An 18,904-nucleotide genomic window follows, 5' to 3' on the forward strand; every position below is an offset into this window, starting at 1 on the left:
CACCGGCCTGGGGATGGCGGTCGGATAAGCCTGTGGACAGAATGTGGGGCGGTTCCTGCAAGCCCTTCGATCCGCAGGACAATCCGCGTCGTGCCGGGGGTCGGGCGGGGTGTCTGTGCGCGAATCCGGCGCGCGGGCATCCGGGCGGCCTGTCAACGGCAAACCCCTGTGGACGCTGCAAATTTCCCGGTTGAAAGCCCCGTGGGCGGACGTCACCTTGGCTCCGACGGCCATGATGGCATTGGATAGGGCGGGCCCCGTGGGGCCCTCCGTGAGGACCATCGCCGCATCCCCGATCCGACGGGCGGTACGCCCGCCTGCGCCCCCAATTCGGGGGCCGGTCGCGGATGCGCGCGGGGGATCGAAAGGACGGGGCAGGGATGAGGATCGAACGGCGCTTTACCACCCCGCGGGGCGGGGCCTATGGCGGCATCGCCTTCACCCGCAGCGGCGGCGCCTGCGTCGATCCCGACCTGCCGACCGGCGATGTCGCCGTGGAGCGGCCGCGCGGCTGGAGCCCGGTCGCGGGGGATGCCCTGGCGCAGGCCTGCCTGTGCCGCGACGGCGTTCCCGCCCGCCTGAGGCCCGTCCCGGAGGCGGACGTCCCGGCCTTCCTGTGGCGCCGCGAGGCCGACACGACCGCCATGGCCGCGCTGCCCGAGGAGGAGCGCTTCGGCCCCGAGACCAGCGCCCGGCAGGTCTTCGACCGCATGGCGGGGGCCTGGACCTATTGGGGCTGGAAGGGCGGCTGCTTCGCGACCGAGGACGACGCCCGCGCCTATCGCGACGAGATGCGCCACATGCTGGCCCGCCAGATGGGCGCGCCCGATCTGCCGCAATGGGTCGCGGTCGGCCTGCACTGGGCCTATGGCATCGACGGGTCGGGGCCGGAGGCGTTCCGCGTCGATCACCGCACGGGCCGGCTGGAGGCCGTCACGGGAGGGTATGAACAGCCGCTGATCCCGTCGGGCGTCATCCGCTCGGCCGCGGGCGGTCGGGGCGATGCGGCCGCCATCATGGCGCTGTGGAGCCGCGAGGCGTCCCTGTCCGCGACCGCCATCGGCACCGATGTAGGCGGCCTGCCCGCGGCGGGCGAGCCGCTGCCCGGCGGCGGCATCTCGGCCGGTCTGATGGAGGCGCTGCGCATCGGCGACCGCGCCGCGGGCGCGTTCCGGGCGGGCGGCGCGACCCGTCGCCGCGACCGGATGGTCGCCTGCGACATCGACCATCCCGAGATCGAGGCCTTCGTGACCTGGAAGGTCCTCGAGGAGCAGAAGGTCGCGGCCCTGGTCGCCGGATCGAAGCTGCACGAACGCGAGCTGAACGGCGTCTTCGCCGCCATCCGCGCCGGTGGCGGAGAGACGGACCCCGCGGCCAACCCCGCCCTGCGGACCGCGATCCGCAGCGCCCGGCGCGCGATGATCCCCGATGCCTGCGTGCAGCGCGTGCTGCATTACGCGCGACAGGGCTTCGACAGCATCGAATTCCCGACCTTCGACCCCGATTGGGATTCCGAGGCCTATGCGACGGTCTCGGGCCAGCACACGGCCACCACGGTCCGGGTGACGGACGCCTTCCTTCGCGCGGTGCGCGAGGACGGCCCCTGGGCGCTGATCCGCCGCACCGACGCCCGCGTCGCGCAGACCGTCCCGGCGCGCGATCTGTGGGACCGGATCGGCCATGCGGGCTGGGCCAGCGCCGATCCGGGCGTGCAGTTCGCCGACACGATCGACGCCTGGCACACCTGCCCGCAGGACGGGCCGATCCGCGCGTCGGACGCCTCAGGCGCCTGCCTGTTCCTGGAGGACACGGCCGCGCCCCTGGCCACGCTGAACCTCATGGCCTTCTGGCGGGACGGGCGTTTCGATGCCGGGGGCTTCGCGCATGCCGCGCGCCTCTGGACGCTGACGTTGGAGATCGGCGTGCTGATGGCGGGCTTTCCTGACCGCGCGACCGCGCAGCGCAGCCACGATTTCCGCCCGGTGGGGCTGGGCCATGCCAATCTGGCCGGCCTGCTGATGGCGATGGGCCTCGGCTATGACAGCGATGCGGGCCGCGCGGTCTGCGCGGCGCTGACCGCGATCATGACCGGCACCGCCTATGCGACCAGCGCGCGGATGGCCGCGGATCTGGGCGCCTTTCCCGGCCATGCCCGCAACGCTGATGCGATGCTGCACGTGATCGCCAACCACCGCGCCCTGGCCCACGGGCAGCCCTGCGCGGGCGTGGCCAATGCCCCCATGCCGCTGGATGCCGCGAACTGCCCCGATGCGGGTCTGGTCGATCTGGCCCGCGCGGCCTGGGACGAGGCGCTGACCCTGGGCCGTGCGCATGGCTTCCGCAACGCGCAGACCACCGCCATCGCGCCCGCCGGTCCGGTGGGCCTGATCCTGGATTGCGACGCGCCGGGCATCGAGCCGGGCGTCGCGCTGGTCACGTTCCGGGCCGGGGCCGATGGCGCCCCCGCCAAGGCGATCAACCGCCTGGTCCCTGCGGCGCTGGACAGGCTGGGCTATGCCCCCGGCCAGATCGCCCGGATCGTGGCCCATGCGGTGGGCCATGCGACGCTGGCCGGATGCCCCGGCATCAACCACGCGTCGCTGGCCGGTCACGGCTTCGGCCCGGCCGAGATCGCCGCGATCGAGGCCGCCCTGCCGGAGGCCTTCGACATCCGCTTCGTCTTCAACCAATGGACGCTCGGCGAGGATTTCTGCCGCCGCACCCTGGGCATCCCGGCGGAGCGGCTGGCCGATCCGGGCTTCGATCTGCTGTGCCATCTGGGCTTCATGCCGGCGCAGGTCGATGCGGCCAACGACCATGTCTGCGGGACGATGACGCTGGAGGGCGCGCCGCTGCTGCGGCAGGCGCATCTGCCGGTCTTCGACTGCGCCACGCCCTGCGGCCGGACCGGCACGCGCGCCCTGTCGGTCGAGAGCCGCATCCGGATGGCGGCGGCGGCGCAGGCTTTCGTCTCCGGCGGGATCGGCCGGACGGTCGCGCTGAGCGCGGATGCCGACATCGCGGACCTGCTGGCGGCGCATGCGCTGGCGCATGATCTGGGCCTCAAGGCCAGCACGCTGCACCGCGACGGCGCGCGGCTGAGCCAGCCGCTGGTCGATGCGCTGATCGACGATGACGAGGCCGCCGAGGAGGCGCTGGCCCATGGCTCGACCCATGAGCGGGCGCGCGTGCTGGCCGAGAAGGTCGTCATCCGCGAGGCCGCGCGCCGCCACCGCGAACGGCTGCCGCAGCGCCGCAAGGGATACACCCAGAAGGCCGTCGTCGGCGGGCACAAGGTCTATCTGCGCACCGGCGAATATGACGATGGCGGTCTGGGAGAGATCTTCATCGACATGCACAAGGAGGGCGCGGGCTTTCGGGCGATGATGAACAACTTCGCCATCGCCGTGTCGGTGGGCCTGCAATACGGCGTGCCGCTGGAGGAGTTCGTGGACGCCTTCACCTTCACCCGCTTCGAACCGGCGGGCGCCGTGCAGGGCAATGACAGCATCACCGCCGCGACCTCGATCCTGGATTATGTGTTCCGCGAGCTGGCCGTCAGCTATCTGGACCGCACCGATCTGGCCCAGATCGCGCCCGAGGGCGCGCGCTTCGACGATCTGGGCGGCGGCCGGAACGAAGGCCGACCCGTCGCCCCGGCCGAGCTGAAGTCGCTGACCCTGCTCAAGCGGATCAGCAGCGCGGGCTATCTGCGCCAGCGGGTGCCGCAGGTCCTGATGGGCAGCGCGGCGCTGGCCACCGCGACCATGCCGGTGCTGGATGCGCGCACCAGGGCGCGCATGGCGGGATACGAGGGCGATCCCTGCACCGCCTGCGGCCGCCACACGATCCGCCGCGATGCCACCAGCCCGCGCTGCGACGGCTGCGGCGGCTGACGGCCCCCCGCGGCGCGGGGTGATCCGCGCGCCACAGGACCCCCGGCTTTCGGACGAGTTTTCTGCAACATCATGTGGATATCGTTCCATTTGCGGGTTACGTCTGAAGGATGGTCCGGCCCCGACGGGGGCCACCGGCGGTTTTGGACAGGTTGCGCGGGCCGGCAGGCCCCGGGGGGTATTGCATGACGATCATTCCGGTGCTGATGGCGGGCGGTTCGGGCACGCGGCTGTGGCCCGTGTCGCGCAAGAGCTTTCCCAAGCAGTTCGCGGCCCTGACGGGCGACGAGACGCTGTTCCAGGCCTCGGCCCGGCGCCTGTCGGGCGAGGGCTTCGCCGCGCCGATGGTGATGACCAATTCCGACTTCCGCTTCATCGTGGCCGAACAGCTGGAGCAGGCGGGCATCGCGCCCGGCCGCATCGTGATCGAGCCGTCGGGCCGCAACACCGCGCCCGCCATCCTGGCGGCGGCGCTGATGGCCGCGGCGGACGATCCGCAGGCGCTGCTGCTGGTCGCGCCCTCCGATCATGTCATCCCCGACCGCGCGGCCTTTGCCGCAGCCGTGGCCCAGGGGGCCGAGGCCGCGGCGCAGGGGCGCATCGTGACCTTCGGCATCACCCCCGACCGCCCCGAGACCGGCTACGGCTACCTGGAGCTGGCGGGGCAGGGCGACGGGCCGCAGCCCCTGGCGCGCTTCGTCGAGAAGCCCGATGCCGACAGCGCCGCCCAGATGCTGGCCGCGGGCAATTACCTGTGGAACGCGGGCATCTTCCTCTTCCGCGCCGACGTGATGATCCAGGCCTTCCGCGACCACGCGCCGGCCTATCTGGACCCGGTCGGCCGCGCCGTCGATGAGGCGCAGACCGATCTGGGCTTCCTGCGCCTGGCCCGCGCCCCATGGGCCGAGGCCGAGGATCAGTCGATCGACTATGCGGTGATGGAGAAGGCGTCTAACCTGACGGTCGTGCGCTTCTCGGGGCGCTGGTCCGATCTGGGGGGCTGGGATGCGGTCTGGCGCGAGGCTTTGGGCCAGACGCCTTCGGATCAGGGCGTGGTGACGGATGCGCGCTCGACCGCGATCGACTGCCGCGACGTGCTGCTGCGCTCGGACAGCGACGAGGTCGAGGTGGTGGGCATCGGCCTGACCGACGTGATGGTGGTCGCGACCTCGGATGCGGTGCTGGTCGCGGACCGGGGCCGGGCGCAGGACGTGCGGCTGGCGGTCTCGGCCCTCAAGACGCGCAAGGCCAAGCAGGCCGAGGCCTTTCCCCGCGACCACCGCCCCTGGGGCTGGTTCGAGACGCTGGCTCTGGCCGACCGCTTCCAGGTCAAGCGCATCGTGGTGAAACCCGGTGCCGCCCTGTCGCTGCAGAGCCATGTGCATCGGTCGGAGCATTGGATCGTGGTGTCGGGCACCGCGCGGGTGACGGTCGACGACCGCGTGACCCTGGTGACCGAGAACCAGTCGATCTATGTCCCCCTGGGCGCTGTCCACCGGATGGAGAATCCGGGCAAGGTGCCGATGGTCCTGATCGAGGTTCAGACCGGCAGCTATCTGGGCGAGGATGACATCATCCGCTACGAGGATGTCTACGCCCGCAGCTCTGCCGACTGATCGGGCCGCAGCGCGGGCAAGGTGACCTCGACCCAATCGGCCAGCGCCGCGACATGGGCGGCGGCCTCCTGTCCCAGGGGCGTCAGCGAATATTCCGTCTGCGGCGGCACGACCGGATAGGCCACGCGCAGCACCAGCCCATGCGCCTCCAGCCGCTTCAGTGTCTCGGCCAGCATCCGCTCGCTGACGCCGCCCACGCGGCGGCGCAGCGCGCTGAAGCGCAGCGTGCCGTCGCGCAGCACCATCAGCACCAGGACGCCCCATTGGCTGGTGATCGCGCGCAGCACCGCGCGCGACGGGCATTGCGGCGCCAAAAGGTCACCGCGCCGCAGGTGGTCGGTCAGGCTGTCAGGCATCGCATACTTACCTTTCTGTGCGTACTTACGGAAAGTAAGCGGATGCGCCATATCGGACAAGACCCCAATGACGGAGCATCCGATGACCCTTGCCATCACCGGCGCCACAGGCCAGCTGGGCCGCCTTGTCCTGGACCGCCTGGCCGCCCAGGGCCAACCCGCCATCGGCCTCGCGCGCAGGCCCGGCCCCGATCAGCGCCTGTTCGACTATGACCGCCCCGAGACGCTGGTCCCGGCGCTGGCGGGCATCGACAGCCTGCTACTGATCTCGGGCAGCGAGATCGGCCGCCGCGTGGAGCAGCACCGGGCCGTGATCGACGCCGCCGTCGCGGCCGGGGTGCGGCGCGTGGTCTATACCAGCGTGCTGCATGCCGACCGCTCGATCCTGTCCTTGGCCGAGGAACACCGCCGGACCGAGGCGATGCTGGCGGCCTCGGGCCTGAGCGGGACCATCCTGCGCAACGGCTGGTATCATGAGAACTACCTGGCGGGCATTCCGGCGGCGCTGGAGCACGGCGCGCTGGTCGGATCGGCGGGGCAGGGGCGCATCGCCTCGGCCGCGCGGGCCGATTACGCCGACGCGGCGGTCGCGGTGCTGACCGGCGCGGGCCATGACCGCCGGACCTATGAGCTGGCGGGCAGCCCCGCCTGGACCCTGGCCGAGCTGGCGCAGGAAATCAGCCGCCAGACCGGGCGCGACATCCCCTATGTCGATCTGCCCGAGGCCGACTACGCCGCGATCCTGGCGCAGGTCATGCCCGAACCGCTGGCACAGGCCTATGCGGGCTTTGACGCGGCGGCCGCGCAGGGGGCGCTGGACGGCGACGGCGCGGCGCTGTCGCGGCTGATCGGGCGGCCGTCGCAGCCGCTTGATCAGGCGGTCCGCACCGCGCTGGCCTGATCACATGGTCTCGCGGATCTGGGCGATGGTTTCGGCCACGCCCGCCCGCGGGACGCCGCGCAGCATCTGGTCGCCGATCACGAAGGTCGGCGTCCCCTGGATCGCCATGGCCTGCCCAAGCGCCTGGTTCGCGGCCAGAACGGCGGTCACGTCGTCGCTGTCCATCCGCGCCATGACGGCCGGGGCATCGATGCCGATATCGCCCGCGATCTCCTCCAGCGCGGCGGGGGTGGCGGGCGTGCGCAGCGCCATCAGCGCGTCATGCGCCTTGGCATAGGCCTCCGGCCCCGCCTCCTGCAGCACCGCGATGGCGAAGCGGCTGGAGCGGACGCTGTCCTCGCCCAGGATCGGAAATTCCTTCAGGATCAGGCGGATGTTGCCGTCTTCCTCGACCGCGTCATGGACCTCCTGATTGAACTGGCGGCAGACGCCGCAGCGATAGTCGATGAACTCGACCATGGTCAGGTCGCCCTCGGGGTTGCCGCCGACCCAGCTGGCCTCATCCTCGAACAGATCGGCCTGGTGCTGCTGGACCAGCTGCAGATCGGTCGTGGCGGCGTCCTGGGCCTGACGGCTCTCCAGCACGTTGATCGATTCGATCAGAACCTCGGGGTTCTCCATCAGATAGTCGCGTACCGCCGTGCCGAAGGCCTCCTTCTCCTCGGGGCTCATAGCCGAGATGTCGAAGGCCGCGGCGGGCGTCGAGAGGGTGGCCCCCAGCAGCAGGGCGGCGGTCAGGCGTCTCATGGGTCGGTCCCCTTGCATTCTGTCGCGCGCAGAGTGGACCGGGCCGCGGCCCAAGGCAACCGCGACCCGGACACCTTGACGTGTAAAGAACTGGAGCGCGGCGCCGTGCCGCGCTATCACGGCCCAAAAAGCGAGGCCGAGCCATGAGAACTTCCCTGCGCGGACAGGTGGACCCGTTCATCGTGATGGACGTGATGGAGGCGGCCGCGCGCGCCGAGGCCGCCGGTCGCCATGTCATCCACATGGAGGTCGGCCAGCCCGGCACCCCCGCCCCCGAAGGCGCGCGCCGCGCGCTGGCGCAGGCGCTGGAGCAGCCCCTGGGCTATACCGTGGCTCTGGGCCTGCCTGCGCTGCGGCAGGGGATCGCGGAACTCTATCGCCGCTGGTACGGCGTCGATCTGGACCCCGCGCGGGTCGTGATGACGCCGGGCAGCAGCGGGGCGTTCATCCTGGCGTTTTCCGCGCTGTTCGATGCGGGCGACCGGGTGGCGATGGGCTTTCCGGGCTATCCCAGCTATCGCCAGATCCTGCGCGCGATGTCGCTGACCCCGGTCGGCATCCCGACGCGCGTCGAGGACCGCTATCAGCCGCGCCCGGAGGATTTGCCCGACGATGCGCAGGGGCTGATCCTGGCCTCCCCCGGCAACCCGTCGGGCACGGTGCTGACCGTGCCGGAGCTGGCGGGCCTGACCGAGGCCGCCGCCGCGCGGGGCATGGCGGTCATCTCGGACGAGATCTATCACGGGCTATCCTATGGCGAGCGGTGCCATTCCGCGCTTGAGGTGACGGATGAGGTTCTGGTCGTAAACTCCTTCAGCAAATACTTTTCCATGACCGGATGGCGGGTCGGCTGGATGATCGTACCCCCGGACATGATCCGCACGGTCGAGCGGCTGGCCCAGAACCTGTTCATCTGCCCGCCCCATGCCAGCCAGGTCGCGGCGCTGGCGGCGCTGGACTGCATCCCCGAGGCCGAGGCCAACCGCGCCGTCTATGCCGAGAACCGCCGCCTGATGCTGGAGGGGCTGCCGCGCGCGGGTTTCGACCGCATCGCCCCGCCCGAGGGGGCCTTCTACATCTATGCCGACGTCTCGCACTTGACCGAGGATTCCGTGTCCTTCGCGACCGAGATCCTGGACAAGGCGGGCGTCGCGGTCACGCCGGGGCTGGATTTCGACCCCGATCGCGGGGCGCGCACGCTGCGCTTCAGCTATGCCCGCGCCACCGCCGACATCGCCGAGGGGCTGGCGCGGCTTGCGGCCTTCATGGCGGCGCGATGAGGCTTCCGGCGCTGATCCTGCTGCTGCTGGCGGGACCGGTCCTGGCGCAGGAGCCCGCGCGGCTGGCGCTTGGCGGATCGGCCCTGACGCCCGCGCCGCAGGGCTGGTGGCAGCGCGTCTTCGGCCCCGAACCGCTGGACCTGTCGCTGGCGCTGGACCGGCCCGTGCCGTGGCGGGCCTTCCTGGTCGGAGAGCCGGCGCGGCTGGTGGTCGATCTGAAGGGCGTCGATCTGACGGGCCAGGACCCCGCGCAGCTGTTCGGCGCGGCGCTGGCCCCGGCGATCCGGTGGGGGGGCGTGCAGGGCGGCTGGTCGCGGCTGGTGATCGAGCTGCCCGGACCCTTCCGCGTGGCGCGCGCGGGCATGCGCACCCAAGGCGCCGAGGCGCGCCTGTCGATCACGCTGGACCCGGTCGCGCCCGGGGATTTCGCGCCCCGCCCGTCGGCCGCGGCCGCGCTGCGCAACCTGCCCGATCCGTCCGTGCTGCCCGAGGCGCCGCTGCCGGGCGGGCTGGTGGTGACGCTGGACCCCGGTCATGGCGGCTTCGATCCGGGCGCGCAGGCCGGGGGCGAGACCGAGGCGCATCTGGTGCTGGGCTTTGCGCAGGAGCTGCGCCAGGCGCTGGAGGCGCGGGGCGTCACCGTCGCGATGACGCGCGAGGATGACAGCTATGTGAAGCTGGAGGATCGCATGACAGTCGCGCGGGCCTCCGGCTCGCGGCTGCTGCTGTCGCTGCATGCCGATGCCCTGCCCGAGGGGCAGGCGGCGGGGGCCACGGTCTATGTCTGGACGCCCGCCGCCGACGATCGTGCCGCGGCCCAGCTGGCGCTGCGCCATCAGCGCGACGACCTGCTGTCGGGCATGGATCTGAGCGGGCAGGACGACGGGCTGGCCCATGCGCTGATGGACTTCGCCCGCACCGACACCCAGCCCCGCTCCGAGGCCTTCGCGCGCCTGCTGACCTCGCGCATGGCGCTGCGGGGGATCGTGCTGCACGGGCGGCCGGTGCAGGGGGCGGCGTTCTCGGTGCTGAAATCGCCCGACATTGCGTCGGTCCTGCTGGAGCTGGGCTTCGTGTCCGACCCGCAGGACCTGGCCAACCTGACCGATCCGGACTGGCGGGCGCGCATGGTCGAGGCGGTGGCCGAGGCCGTCACCGGCTGGTGGCGGGACGAGCAGTCGCGAGCGGGCCTGCTGCGGCGATGAGCGGCAAGCTTGCTTTGACCGGGGGGCTGCGCGGCGCTATAGACGGGCCGTAACCTGAAAGGCCCCGACCCGTGCTTCGACCCATCCTGTCCTTCTTCGGCGCGATCTTCTCCTGGGTGGTCACGGGGGTGTTCTTCGCGGCCCTGACGGTCGGCGGGATCTTCTGGATCTATTCGCGCGACCTGCCCAGCCACGAGACCCTGGCGCAGTATTCGCCCAAGACCATCAGCCGCGTCTATTCCGCCGAAGGCCAGCTGATCGACGAGTTCGCCGAGGAGCGGCGCATCTTCGTGCCCATCGACGAGGTGCCCGACCTGATCAAGCAGGCCTTCGTCAGCGCCGAGGACAAGAACTTCTACAGCCATCCCGGATACGACCTGCGCGGCATCCTGGGCGCCGCCTACGAGGCCGCGGCGACCGGCGGCTCCAGCGTGCGCGGCGCCTCCACCATCACCCAGCAGGTGATGAAGAACTTCCTTCTGTCCAGCGACCGCAGCGTCGAGCGCAAGGTCAAGGAGCTGATCCTGGCCGCCCGGCTGGAGCGGACGCTGACCAAGGACCAGATCCTGGAGCTGTACCTGAACGAGATCTTCCTGGGCCAGAACAGCTTCGGCGTGGCCGCGGCCGCCCAGACCTACTTCAACAAGTCGCTGTCCGAGCTGGCCCCCCACGAGGCCGCGATGCTGGCCGCGATGCCGCAGGCGCCGGGCCGCTATCACCCCGTCACCGCCAAGGATCGGGTGACCGAGCGGCGCAACTATGTCCTGCGCGAGATGTGGCAGAACGGCTATATCGACCAGGCGACCTACGAGGCCGAGGCGGCGCTGCCGCTGCGCTCGGTGCAGAATGGCGACTATCCGTCCTTCCGCCGGTCGCTGCCGCCGCGCGACTATTTCACCGACGAGATCCGCCGCCAGCTGAGCCGCGAGTTCGGCCAGGAGGAGTTCTTCGGCGGCGGCCTGACGATCCGCGCCACCGTGGACCCCGACCTGCAGGCCGAGGCCGCCTCGGCGCTGCAGACGGCGCTGGAGGATTACGACCGCAACCGCGGCGTCTGGCGCGGCACCGGCGAGGCGGTCGACCCCGCCGCCCTGAGCGACGAGGCCGCCTGGCGCGGGGCGCTGTGGGACCTGCGCCTGCCGCGCGACATTCCGGGATGGCACCCGGCCGTGGTGCTGGAGATGGGCGCCTCCGACGCCCGCATCGGCATCGAAGGCATCGAGGAGGATGCCGACGGCCACTGGATACCCGCCGGCGATGTGCAGTGGGCGCGTCCGCTGGACCGCGAGACCGGCCAGCTGGGGTCGCGCGCGCAGGTCGCGGACGACCTTCTGGACGTGGGCGACGTGGTGCTGGTGCGGGCCATGACCAGCGACGCGGATGGCAGCTTCATCCGCTGGACCCTGCGGCAGGTGCCCGAGGTCCAGGGCGGCTTCATGGCGATGGACGTGAACACCGGCCGCGTGCTGGCGATGCAGGGGGGCTTCAGCTACGAGAGCTCGGTCTTCAACCGCGCCACGCAGGCGCAGCGCCAGCCGGGGTCGAGCTTCAAGCCCTTCGTCTATGCCGCGGCGCTGGACAACAACTATACTCCCGCGACCATCGTGGTGGACGAGCCGATCCGCATCAACACGCCCCAGGGACTGTGGGAGCCCAAGAACAGCTCGGGCCGCCACTACGGCCCCACCCCCCTGCGCACCGGGATCGAGCAGTCCCGGAACCTGATGACCATCCGCATCGCCGACGACATCGGCATGGAGCGGGTGGCCGAATATGCCGAGAGCTTCGGCGTCTATGACCGGCTGGCGCCCTTCCTGGCCAACGCACTGGGTGCGCAGGAGACGACGCTGTTCAAGATGGTCGCGGCCTATGCGATGTTCGCCAATGGCGGCGAGCGGGTCGAGCCGACGCTGGTCGACCGCGTGCAGGACCGCCGTGGACGCACCGTCTATCGCCACGACCAGCGCGTCTGCCGGACCTGCGACATGCGGGTGATGCCCGCGGGGCAGGTCCCGGTGATCGACACGAACCGAGAGCGGGTGATGGATGCGGTGACGGCCTATCAGCTGACCTCGATGCTGGAGGGGGCGGTGGAGCGCGGGTCGGGGTCGGGCGTGGACCTGCCCGTGCCCATCGCGGGCAAGACCGGCACCACGAACGACGCCAAGGACGTGTGGTTCATCGGCTATTCCAGCAATATCGTCGCGGGCTGCTATCTGGGCTACGACCAGCCGCGGTCCCTGGGCGAGCGGGCCTTCGGGGGCACGCTCTGCGTGCCGGTCTTCAACGCCTTCATGCGCGAGGCGGTGGCGGAGTATGGCGGGACCGAGTTCACCGTGCCCCCGGGCGGATACTGGGTCAAGATCGACCGCGTGACCGGCCAGCGCCTGCCCGACGATGCCTCGGGGCCGAACGTCATCGCGGAATATTTCCGCGAGGGGACCGATCCGGACTGGCTGGCGCCCTATGTCGTGTCGGGTTTCGGCGACGAGGTCGTGATCCTGCCCTGGGAGGCGGGCGACACCGGCGGCGGGCGCGCGATCACCACCTCGACCGGCGAGAGCCGGGTCATCCCCGGGCGCACCGATTTCGGGACCATGTCCTCGGGCGGGCTGTACTGACGGGTGCGCGCCCGGCTTGCGTCCCGCGATGGGCGGGGGGCTGACTGCCCCCCGCACCCCCCGTTCACCGCACCCCGCCACCCTTGGCCCCCGGCGGGCCGGTCTTGCCCAAGGGCGCGCGGCGCGGTATCACCCCGGACCTGACGCCTGACCGAAGGAATCCGCCCATGCGCGCCGAGACGCAGTCCACCATCGAGGCCATCCGCCGTTCCCTGACCCTGCTGGGTCAGCGCCTGGACTGGACCACCGCGCCGCATCGTCTGGAAGAGATGAACGCCTTGATCGAGGATGGCGACCTGTGGTCGGACCCCGCCCGCGCGCAGAAGCTGATGCGCGAGCGGCAGTCGCTGTCGGACGCGATCGAGACCTATCGCCGGATCGAGGACGACCTGTCGGCCAATGCCGAGATGGTCGAGCTGGCCGAGGCCGAGGGCGACGCGGATCTGGTGGCCGAGGCCGAGGCGAACCTCAAGGCCCTGGCGCAGATGGCCGCGCAGAAGGAGCTGGAGGCACTGCTCAACGGCGAGGCGGATGCCAACGACACCTTCCTGGAGATCAACGCCGGCGCGGGCGGCACCGAGAGCTGCGATTGGGCCTCCATGCTGGCGCGCATGTATGTGCGGTGGGCCGAGAAGAAGGGCTATGAGGTCGAGCTGCTGTCCGAGACCGGCGGCGACGAGGCGGGCATCCGCAGCGCCGCCTACAAGATCACCGGGCACAATGCCTATGGCTGGCTGAAGTCGGAATCCGGCGTGCACCGGCTGGTGCGGATCAGCCCCTATGACAGCGCGGCGCGGCGGCACACCTCGTTCAGCTCGGTCTGGGTCTATCCGGTCGTGGACGACAACATCGAGATCGACATTCCCGACCGCGACATCCGCATCGACACCTATCGCTCGTCGGGCGCAGGCGGCCAGCACGTCAACACCACCGACTCGGCCGTGCGGATCACCCACCTGCCGACCAACATCGTCGTCACCTCGTCCGAGAAGTCGCAGCACCAGAACCGCGCCAATGCCATGGCCGCGCTGAAGGCGCGCCTGTACCAGATGGAGCTGGACCGCCGCAACGCGGAGGTGAACGCCCAGCACGCCGCCAAGGGCGATGCGGGCTGGGGGAACCAGATCCGCAGCTATGTCCTGCACCCCTATCAGATGGTCAAGGACCTGCGCACCAGCGAGGAGACCAGCGACACCCAGGGCGTGCTGGACGGCGATCTGGACCGCTTCATGGCGGCGACCCTGGCGCTGGATGTGGCGGGCAAGTCGCGCGCGGAGGCGAATGCCGACTGACCGGCGCTGACGCCGCAGCGCGGCGGACATCGTGGAACTTGCCCGGATACCCGTCGCTTGTATGATGCTGCATCTGCATCATCGACCGGAGGCGCGGGCATGGAGACGAAACGCATCAATCTCGCGCTGCAGGGCGGGGGGGCGCATGGCGCCTTCACCTGGGGCGTGCTGGACCGCCTGCTGGATGAGGACTGGCTGGAGATCGCGGCGATCAGCGGCACCTCGGCCGGGGCGCTGAACGGGGCCGCACTTAAGGCGGGGCTGGCCGCGGGCAAGGGCCGGGCAGGGCGCGTCGCCGCGCGCGAGAACCTGGACGCGCTGTGGTCGCAGATCGGCTCCAAGAGCGACAACCGCGTGGTGCGCTGGATGCAGTCGCTCCTGCCCATGCCGCGGGGCCTGCAGCGCTGGACCGAGATGGTCTCGCCCGCCGCCTGGATGGACAACCTGACGCGGCTGTTCAGCCCCTATGATTACGGCCCCCTCTACGTCAATCCGCTGGAGACGCTGCTGCGCGACCTGCCCTGGCCCGACTTCGGGACCGATCGCGGGCCCGCGCTCTATGTGGCGGCGACGAATGTGCGGACCGGGCGGATCAAGGTCTTCACCGGGGCGCAGGCCACGCCCGATGCGGTGATGGCCTCGGCCTGCCTGCCCACGCTGTTCCGCGCGGTCGAGATCTATGACCCCGATACCGGCCAGATCGAGGCGTTCTGGGACGGCGGCTATGCGGGCAATCCGGCGCTGTTTCCGCTCTATCGCGCCAGCCTGCCGCGCGACATCCTGATCGTGGCGATCAATCCGCTGATGCGCTGCGAGCTGCCGCGCAGCCCGGTGGAGATTTCGGACCGCGTGAACGAGGTCAGCTTCAACAGCAGCCTGATGAACCAGCTGCGCGCCATCAACTTCGTCAAGCGCCTGTTCGCGCAGGGCAAGATGGATGACGACGCGATGAAGAACGTGCTGATCCACCTGATCGACGACGACAGGCTGATGACCGACCTGTCGGCGCGCTCCAAGCTGATGCCGCGCCCGGGCCTGCTGGACGCGATGAAGGCAGCCGGTCAGCAGGCCGCCGACACCTTCCTGTCCGAGCATGCGGACAAGCTGAACAGGGCCGACAGCTTCGATCTGGCGGCCCTGTTCCCGGCGCAGCGTGTGCCTTAGGCCATCGCGGCGGCGATGCGCGCGGCCAGCCGCGCGTTGTTCAGGACCAGTTCGATGTTGCTCTCCAGCGAGCGGCCCTCGGTCAGATCGAAGATGCGGCCCAACAGGAAGGGCGTCACGGCCTTGGCGGCGATGCCTTGGGCCGCGGCCTCGGACAAGGCCTGTTCGATCACGGGCATGATCTGGTCCTGCGGGATCTCGGCCTCGACCGGGATCGGGTTCGCGACCAGCTGGCCGCCCTTGAGGCCCAGGGCCGCGCGCATGGCGGCGGCGGCGGCAATCTCCTCGGGGCTGTCCATGCGCAGCGGCGCGCGGATGCCCGAGGCGCGCGACCAGAAGGCCGGCAGCTCGTCCTGGCCATAGGCGATGACCGGCACGCCCAGGGTCTCCAGCACCTCCCAGGTCTTGGGCAGGTCCAGGATCGCCTTGGCGCCTGCCGCCACGACCGTCACGGCGGTCTGCGCCAGCTCCTGCAGGTCGGCCGAGATGTCGAAGCTGTCCTCGGCCCCGCGATGGACGCCGCCGATGCCGCCGGTGGCAAAGACCTTGATGCCCGCCAGCTGCGCGCAGATCATGGTGGCCGCCACCGTGGTGGCCCCCGTGCGGCCGTTCGCGATGCAGACGGCCAGGTCGGCGCGGCTGAGCTTCATCGCCTCCGCCGGCGGGGTCTGCGCCAGGGCGCGCAGGGCCGCAGGCGTCAGGCCGATATGGATCTGGCCGCCCATGACGGCGATGGTCGCGGGGACGGCGCCGCCCTCGCGGATGGTGGCCTCGACCTTCTCGGCCATCTCCAGGTTCTGGGGCCAGGGCATGCCGTGCGTGATGATGGTCGATTCCAGCGCCACCACGGGCAGGCCGCGATCCAGCGCGTCGCGAACCTCGGGGGCGAAAGTAAGGGGGGCAGTATGGGTCACGGGACGTCCTTTCCGGAGACATGCGCGGCCGAGGCCCTGACGGCCTGCCGCAGCGCCGCGTCGCGCGGCATTTCCTTGAGTTCGGCGGCCAGATGGGCCGCGAGGAAGCAGTCGCCCGCACCGGTCACGCGTTCCACGGTGACGGCGGGGGGCTGATGGGTCAGCGTGGGGCCGCCGGCGATGGCCTCGGCCGCGGGGTTCGGGCCGTCGGTGACCAGCACGCGGGCGGCGCCGCGCGCTACGACGGCCTCAGCGGCAGAGGCCGCGTCGGGGCAGGCGCGCCCGGCCAGGATCTCGGCCTCCAGCCGGTTCAGGTAGAAGCAGCCGCGCCGCGCCGCGATCAGCGGCTCCAGGCGTTCGGCCTTGCCGGGGCTGGCGGGCACCACGCGCAGGTCCGCGTGCATCAGGCGCGGATCACGCGCGATGGCCGACAGCAGCTCCTCGGTCAGGTTGCCGTCCAGGACCACGGGGCCGGTCCAGGCGGGCAGGGTGTCCAGCGGCGCCAGGATCGCGGCGCCGGCCAGCTCCAGGCTCAACGCGTCGGCCACGGCGGCGATCAGCCCCTCGCTGTCCTCGATCGCCATATAGCAGTCGGTGGGCAGGCCCGCGTCGCGGGTCAGATGCTCGGTCATCACGCCAAGGCGATGCGCCTCGGCGATCAGCCCCTCGCCCTCGGAATCGCGACCCACGGCCGAGAGGACCGACGGCGTCATGCCCCACCGCGCCAGCGCGACGGCCACGTTCAGCGCGACGCCGCCGGGCAGGTGCCGGATGCGGCCCGGCACGTCGGCGCCCGGCGCCATGCGGCGCGGCGCGCGGCCGATCACGTCCCACAGCATCGCGCCGATGCACAGCACGTCAGGCGTCTTGGTCATCGTCATCCCCCAGCTGCAGCCGCAGAAAGCGTTCGAAATCGTCCAGGTCCACCGGGTCGAACTGACCGAAGCCCTGCATCCAGACTGATGCCTGGCGCATTCCTCCGGGCTCCAGCATGCACCAGGTGATCCTGCCGCGCCGCTCTTGCCGGATCAGGCCCGCAGCCGCAAGCACCGAGAGATGCTTCGAGATGGCCGCAAGGCTCATGGCAAAGGGTTCCGCCACGTCGCTGACCGCCATGTCGTCCTCCAGCAGCATGGACAGCACCCGCCGCCGCGTCGGATCGGCCAGCGCGGCAAAGATCAGGTCCAGCCGTTCGGGCGGATCGGGCAGGGTCATGGGGCTCTCTGGCAGGGGGACGGTCAACCGGGCGGTTGAATAATGTGCGCGCGCTGCCGGGAATGCAACCCCGGCAAAATTCGAGCATGATCGAGATTGTACCGCCTTATCAATGGGATATAATCATCCCTGCACGCCTTGACTTGAGCCGCCCCAGCCCCTAGACAGCGCCCAACGACGATGGGGCGACACAGATGGCCGACAAACCCCGGGGCGACGCGGACCGACAGGCGGATGCCGACCGGTTGCAGGCCCTGGAGGCCAAGCTGGCCGCCCTGACGCCCAAGCCCTCCGGCCCCTCGCCGATGGGCAAGTACGAACAGGCGAACCTCGCCTGGCGCATGGTGATCGAACTGGTGACCGGCCTGGGGCTGGGCTTCGTGTTCGGTTACGGACTGGACTATCTGCTGGGCACGACGCCCTTCCTGATGGTGCTGTTCATCTTTCTGGGCCTGGCGGCCGGCGTCAAGTCGATGATGCGCACCGCCGGCGAACTTGACAGGACATCCGGCGCCTCGCCGGAAGGCGACAAACCCGGCCCTGCGCCGGACCGTGACGAAAGGGACTGATCGTGGCGACGGAAGAGACTGGCGGCGGCCTTGAATTCCACCCGATGGACCAGTTCGTGGTCTCGCCGCTGTTCGGTGACGGACCCGTGGCCTGGTACACCCCCACGAACGTGACGCTGTGGCTGGCGCTGACGGCGCTGGCATCCATCGCGGTGCTGGTGCTGGGCACGCGCGGCCGGGCCATCGTGCCGAACCGCGCGCAGTCGGTGGCCGAGCTGGCCTACGGCCTCGTGCACAAGATGATCGAGGACATCGCCGGCAAGGACGGGCTGCGCTACTTCCCCTACATCCTGACGCTGTTCATGTTCATCGTCTTCGCCAACCTGCTGGGCCTGGTGCCCATGGCCTTCACCACGACCTCGCACATCGCGGTGACAGGCGTGCTGGCGCTGGCGGTGTTCTTCGGCGTCACGATCATCGGCTTCGTCAAGAACGGCGCGCATTTCCTGGACCTGTTCTGGGTGCGCTCGGCGCCGCTGGCGGTCCGTCCGGTGCTGGCCGTGATCGAGGTCATCAGCTACTTCGTGCGCCCGCTGTCGCTGTCCATCCGACTGGCCGGCAACATGATCGCGGGCCACGCCGTCATCAAGGTCTTTGCGGGCTTCGCGGCCATCGCCGCCGTCGCCCCGGTCGCCATCATCGCGGTCGTCGGGATGTATGCCTTCGAGGTGCTGGTCGCCATCGTCCAGGCCTACGTGTTCACCATCCTGACCTGCGTTTACCTCAAGGACGCGCTGCACCCGTCGCACTGAGGCGACGGACTGCCGCCCCTGCGCGGTCCCTGACGGGACCGCATCCACCAAGATCGCCAATCTTCCAACCGCAAGGAGAAATACCATGGAAGGCAATATCGGAGAACTGGGCCAGTACATCGGCGTCGGCCTGACCGCGTTCGGCATGGGCTTCGCCGCCCTGGGCGTGGGCAACGTCGCCGGCAACTTCCTGGCCGGTGCCCTGCGCAACCCGTCGGCCGCCGCCAGCCAGACCGCCACGCTGTTCATCGGCATGGCCTTTGCCGAAGCCCTGGGGATCTTCTCGTTCCTGGTCGCGCTTCTGCTGATGTTCGCGGTCTGATACCCGGCCATCCTTGCGGCGGGGTGGGGGCCTGTCCCCCGCCCCTTCGTTCGT

General features: G+C 70.5%; 16 protein-coding genes. 11 read left to right on the plus strand and 5 right to left on the minus strand.

The genetic code is table 11. From position 1 onward, the window contains the following. The first annotated feature begins 380 nt into the window (after positions 1-380). Positions 381-3,896 (plus strand): vitamin B12-dependent ribonucleotide reductase, encoded by a 3,516-nt coding sequence (locus AACG61_RS06475; protein WP_411839183.1) that lies wholly within the window; start codon positions 381-383, stop codon positions 3,894-3,896. A gap of 185 nt (positions 3,897-4,081) precedes the next feature. Next, positions 4,082-5,512, plus strand: a complete 1,431-nt coding sequence (locus tag AACG61_RS06480) for a mannose-1-phosphate guanylyltransferase/mannose-6-phosphate isomerase (protein WP_411839184.1) — start codon at positions 4,082-4,084, stop codon at positions 5,510-5,512. On the opposite strand, the gene AACG61_RS06485 is transcribed toward AACG61_RS06480, so the two are convergent. Continuing rightward, entirely contained in the window at positions 5,488-5,868 is a 381-nt protein-coding gene (locus AACG61_RS06485; protein WP_411839185.1) for a winged helix-turn-helix transcriptional regulator, read from the minus strand. The two genes, AACG61_RS06480 and AACG61_RS06485, sit on opposite strands and share 25 nt — an antisense overlap. 82 nt (positions 5,869-5,950) lie before the next feature. On the opposite strand from AACG61_RS06485, the gene AACG61_RS06490 reads away from it, so the two are divergent. Continuing rightward, positions 5,951-6,769 carry an NAD(P)H-binding protein gene (locus AACG61_RS06490; RefSeq protein ID WP_411839186.1) on the plus strand — a complete coding sequence of 273 codons (819 nt, stop codon included), beginning with the start codon at positions 5,951-5,953 and terminating at the stop codon, positions 6,767-6,769. Here AACG61_RS06490 and AACG61_RS06495 read toward each other — a convergent pair whose 3' ends face one another. Next, positions 6,770-7,516 carry a DsbA family protein gene (locus AACG61_RS06495; protein ID WP_411839187.1) on the minus strand — a complete coding sequence of 249 codons (747 nt, stop codon included), beginning with the start codon at positions 7,514-7,516 and terminating at the stop codon, positions 6,770-6,772. It lies immediately after the preceding gene. A gap of 143 nt (positions 7,517-7,659) precedes the next feature. Between AACG61_RS06495 and AACG61_RS06500 the strand changes: the two genes are divergently transcribed. From AACG61_RS06500 to AACG61_RS06520, 5 genes are all read left to right on the plus strand, one after another. Continuing rightward, positions 7,660-8,796, plus strand: coding sequence for a pyridoxal phosphate-dependent aminotransferase (locus AACG61_RS06500; RefSeq protein WP_411839188.1), 1,137 nt, complete (start codon positions 7,660-7,662; stop codon positions 8,794-8,796). Further along, positions 8,793-10,001, plus strand: coding sequence for an N-acetylmuramoyl-L-alanine amidase (locus AACG61_RS06505; protein WP_411839189.1), 1,209 nt, complete (start codon positions 8,793-8,795; stop codon positions 9,999-10,001). Before AACG61_RS06500 ends, AACG61_RS06505 begins: the two co-directional genes overlap by 4 nt. Positions 10,002-10,072: 71 nt before the next feature. Beyond that, on the plus strand, positions 10,073-12,622 hold the full coding sequence (locus AACG61_RS06510) for a penicillin-binding protein 1A (protein WP_411839190.1): 2,550 nt from the start codon (positions 10,073-10,075) through the stop codon (positions 12,620-12,622). A 167-nt stretch (positions 12,623-12,789) separates the two neighbouring features. Then, the gene (gene prfB, locus AACG61_RS06515) at positions 12,790-13,914 is read left to right on the plus strand and encodes a peptide chain release factor 2 (protein ID WP_411839191.1); all 1,125 of its coding nucleotides are present in this window, start codon (positions 12,790-12,792) and stop codon (positions 13,912-13,914) included. A gap of 99 nt (positions 13,915-14,013) precedes the next feature. After that, positions 14,014-15,078: a patatin-like phospholipase family protein gene (locus AACG61_RS06520; RefSeq protein ID WP_411839192.1), complete on the plus strand. Its 1,065-nt coding sequence runs from the start codon at positions 14,014-14,016 to the stop codon at positions 15,076-15,078. On the opposite strand, the gene AACG61_RS06525 is transcribed toward AACG61_RS06520, so the two are convergent. The 3 genes from AACG61_RS06525 to AACG61_RS06535 are packed head-to-tail and all read right to left on the minus strand — an operon-like array spanning position 15,075 to position 17,207. After that, positions 15,075-15,992 carry a pseudouridine-5'-phosphate glycosidase gene (locus tag AACG61_RS06525; protein WP_411839193.1) on the minus strand — a complete coding sequence of 306 codons (918 nt, stop codon included), beginning with the start codon at positions 15,990-15,992 and terminating at the stop codon, positions 15,075-15,077. The genes AACG61_RS06520 and AACG61_RS06525 overlap by 4 nt on opposite strands. Beyond that, positions 15,989-16,867, minus strand: coding sequence for a PfkB family carbohydrate kinase (locus tag AACG61_RS06530; RefSeq protein ID WP_411839194.1), 879 nt, complete (start codon positions 16,865-16,867; stop codon positions 15,989-15,991). The genes AACG61_RS06525 and AACG61_RS06530 overlap by 4 nt, the downstream gene beginning before the upstream one ends. Beyond that, positions 16,851-17,207 (minus strand): ArsR/SmtB family transcription factor, encoded by a 357-nt coding sequence (locus AACG61_RS06535; protein WP_411839195.1) that lies wholly within the window; start codon positions 17,205-17,207, stop codon positions 16,851-16,853. The genes AACG61_RS06530 and AACG61_RS06535 overlap by 17 nt, the downstream gene beginning before the upstream one ends. 194 nt (positions 17,208-17,401) lie before the next feature. Between AACG61_RS06535 and AACG61_RS06540 the strand changes: the two genes are divergently transcribed. The 3 genes from AACG61_RS06540 to AACG61_RS06550 all read left to right on the plus strand — a co-directional run bounded on the left by AACG61_RS06540 (position 17,402) and on the right by AACG61_RS06550 (position 18,850). Next, entirely contained in the window at positions 17,402-17,776 is a 375-nt protein-coding gene (locus AACG61_RS06540) for an AtpZ/AtpI family protein (RefSeq protein ID WP_411839196.1), read from the plus strand. 2 nt (positions 17,777-17,778) lie between these two features. Next, complete coding sequence (locus tag AACG61_RS06545; RefSeq protein WP_411839197.1) at positions 17,779-18,528, plus strand: F0F1 ATP synthase subunit A; 750 nt, start codon at positions 17,779-17,781, stop codon at positions 18,526-18,528. Positions 18,529-18,613: 85 nt separating this feature from the next. After that, the gene (locus AACG61_RS06550; RefSeq protein WP_411839198.1) at positions 18,614-18,850 is read left to right on the plus strand and encodes a F0F1 ATP synthase subunit C; all 237 of its coding nucleotides are present in this window, start codon (positions 18,614-18,616) and stop codon (positions 18,848-18,850) included. The last annotated feature ends 54 nt before the right edge of the window (positions 18,851-18,904 follow it).

Origin of the sequence: Paracoccus sp. ME4 (genome assembly GCF_046736325.1) — a bacterium.
Classification (GTDB): Bacteria; Pseudomonadota; Alphaproteobacteria; order Rhodobacterales; family Rhodobacteraceae; genus Paracoccus.

Bases quoted from the DNA above. Each gene is read 5' to 3' on its own strand.
- AACG61_RS06475 (WP_411839183.1), top strand. From the start codon at position 381: ATGAGGATCGAACGGCGCTTTACCACCCCGCGGGGCGGGGCCTATGGC.
- AACG61_RS06480 (WP_411839184.1), top strand. From the start codon at position 4,082: ATGACGATCATTCCGGTGCTGATGGCGGGCGGTTCGGGCACGCGGCTG.
- AACG61_RS06485 (WP_411839185.1), bottom strand. From the start codon at position 5,868: ATGCCTGACAGCCTGACCGACCACCTGCGGCGCGGTGACCTTTTGGCG.
- AACG61_RS06490 (WP_411839186.1), top strand. From the start codon at position 5,951: ATGACCCTTGCCATCACCGGCGCCACAGGCCAGCTGGGCCGCCTTGTC.
- AACG61_RS06495 (WP_411839187.1), bottom strand. From the start codon at position 7,516: ATGAGACGCCTGACCGCCGCCCTGCTGCTGGGGGCCACCCTCTCGACG.
- AACG61_RS06500 (WP_411839188.1), top strand. From the start codon at position 7,660: ATGAGAACTTCCCTGCGCGGACAGGTGGACCCGTTCATCGTGATGGAC.
- AACG61_RS06505 (WP_411839189.1), top strand. From the start codon at position 8,793: ATGAGGCTTCCGGCGCTGATCCTGCTGCTGCTGGCGGGACCGGTCCTG.
- prfB (WP_411839191.1), top strand. From the start codon at position 12,790: ATGCGCGCCGAGACGCAGTCCACCATCGAGGCCATCCGCCGTTCCCTG.
- AACG61_RS06520 (WP_411839192.1), top strand. From the start codon at position 14,014: ATGGAGACGAAACGCATCAATCTCGCGCTGCAGGGCGGGGGGGCGCAT.
- AACG61_RS06530 (WP_411839194.1), bottom strand. From the start codon at position 16,867: ATGACCAAGACGCCTGACGTGCTGTGCATCGGCGCGATGCTGTGGGAC.
- AACG61_RS06535 (WP_411839195.1), bottom strand. From the start codon at position 17,207: ATGACCCTGCCCGATCCGCCCGAACGGCTGGACCTGATCTTTGCCGCG.
- AACG61_RS06540 (WP_411839196.1), top strand. From the start codon at position 17,402: ATGGCCGACAAACCCCGGGGCGACGCGGACCGACAGGCGGATGCCGAC.
- AACG61_RS06550 (WP_411839198.1), top strand. From the start codon at position 18,614: ATGGAAGGCAATATCGGAGAACTGGGCCAGTACATCGGCGTCGGCCTG.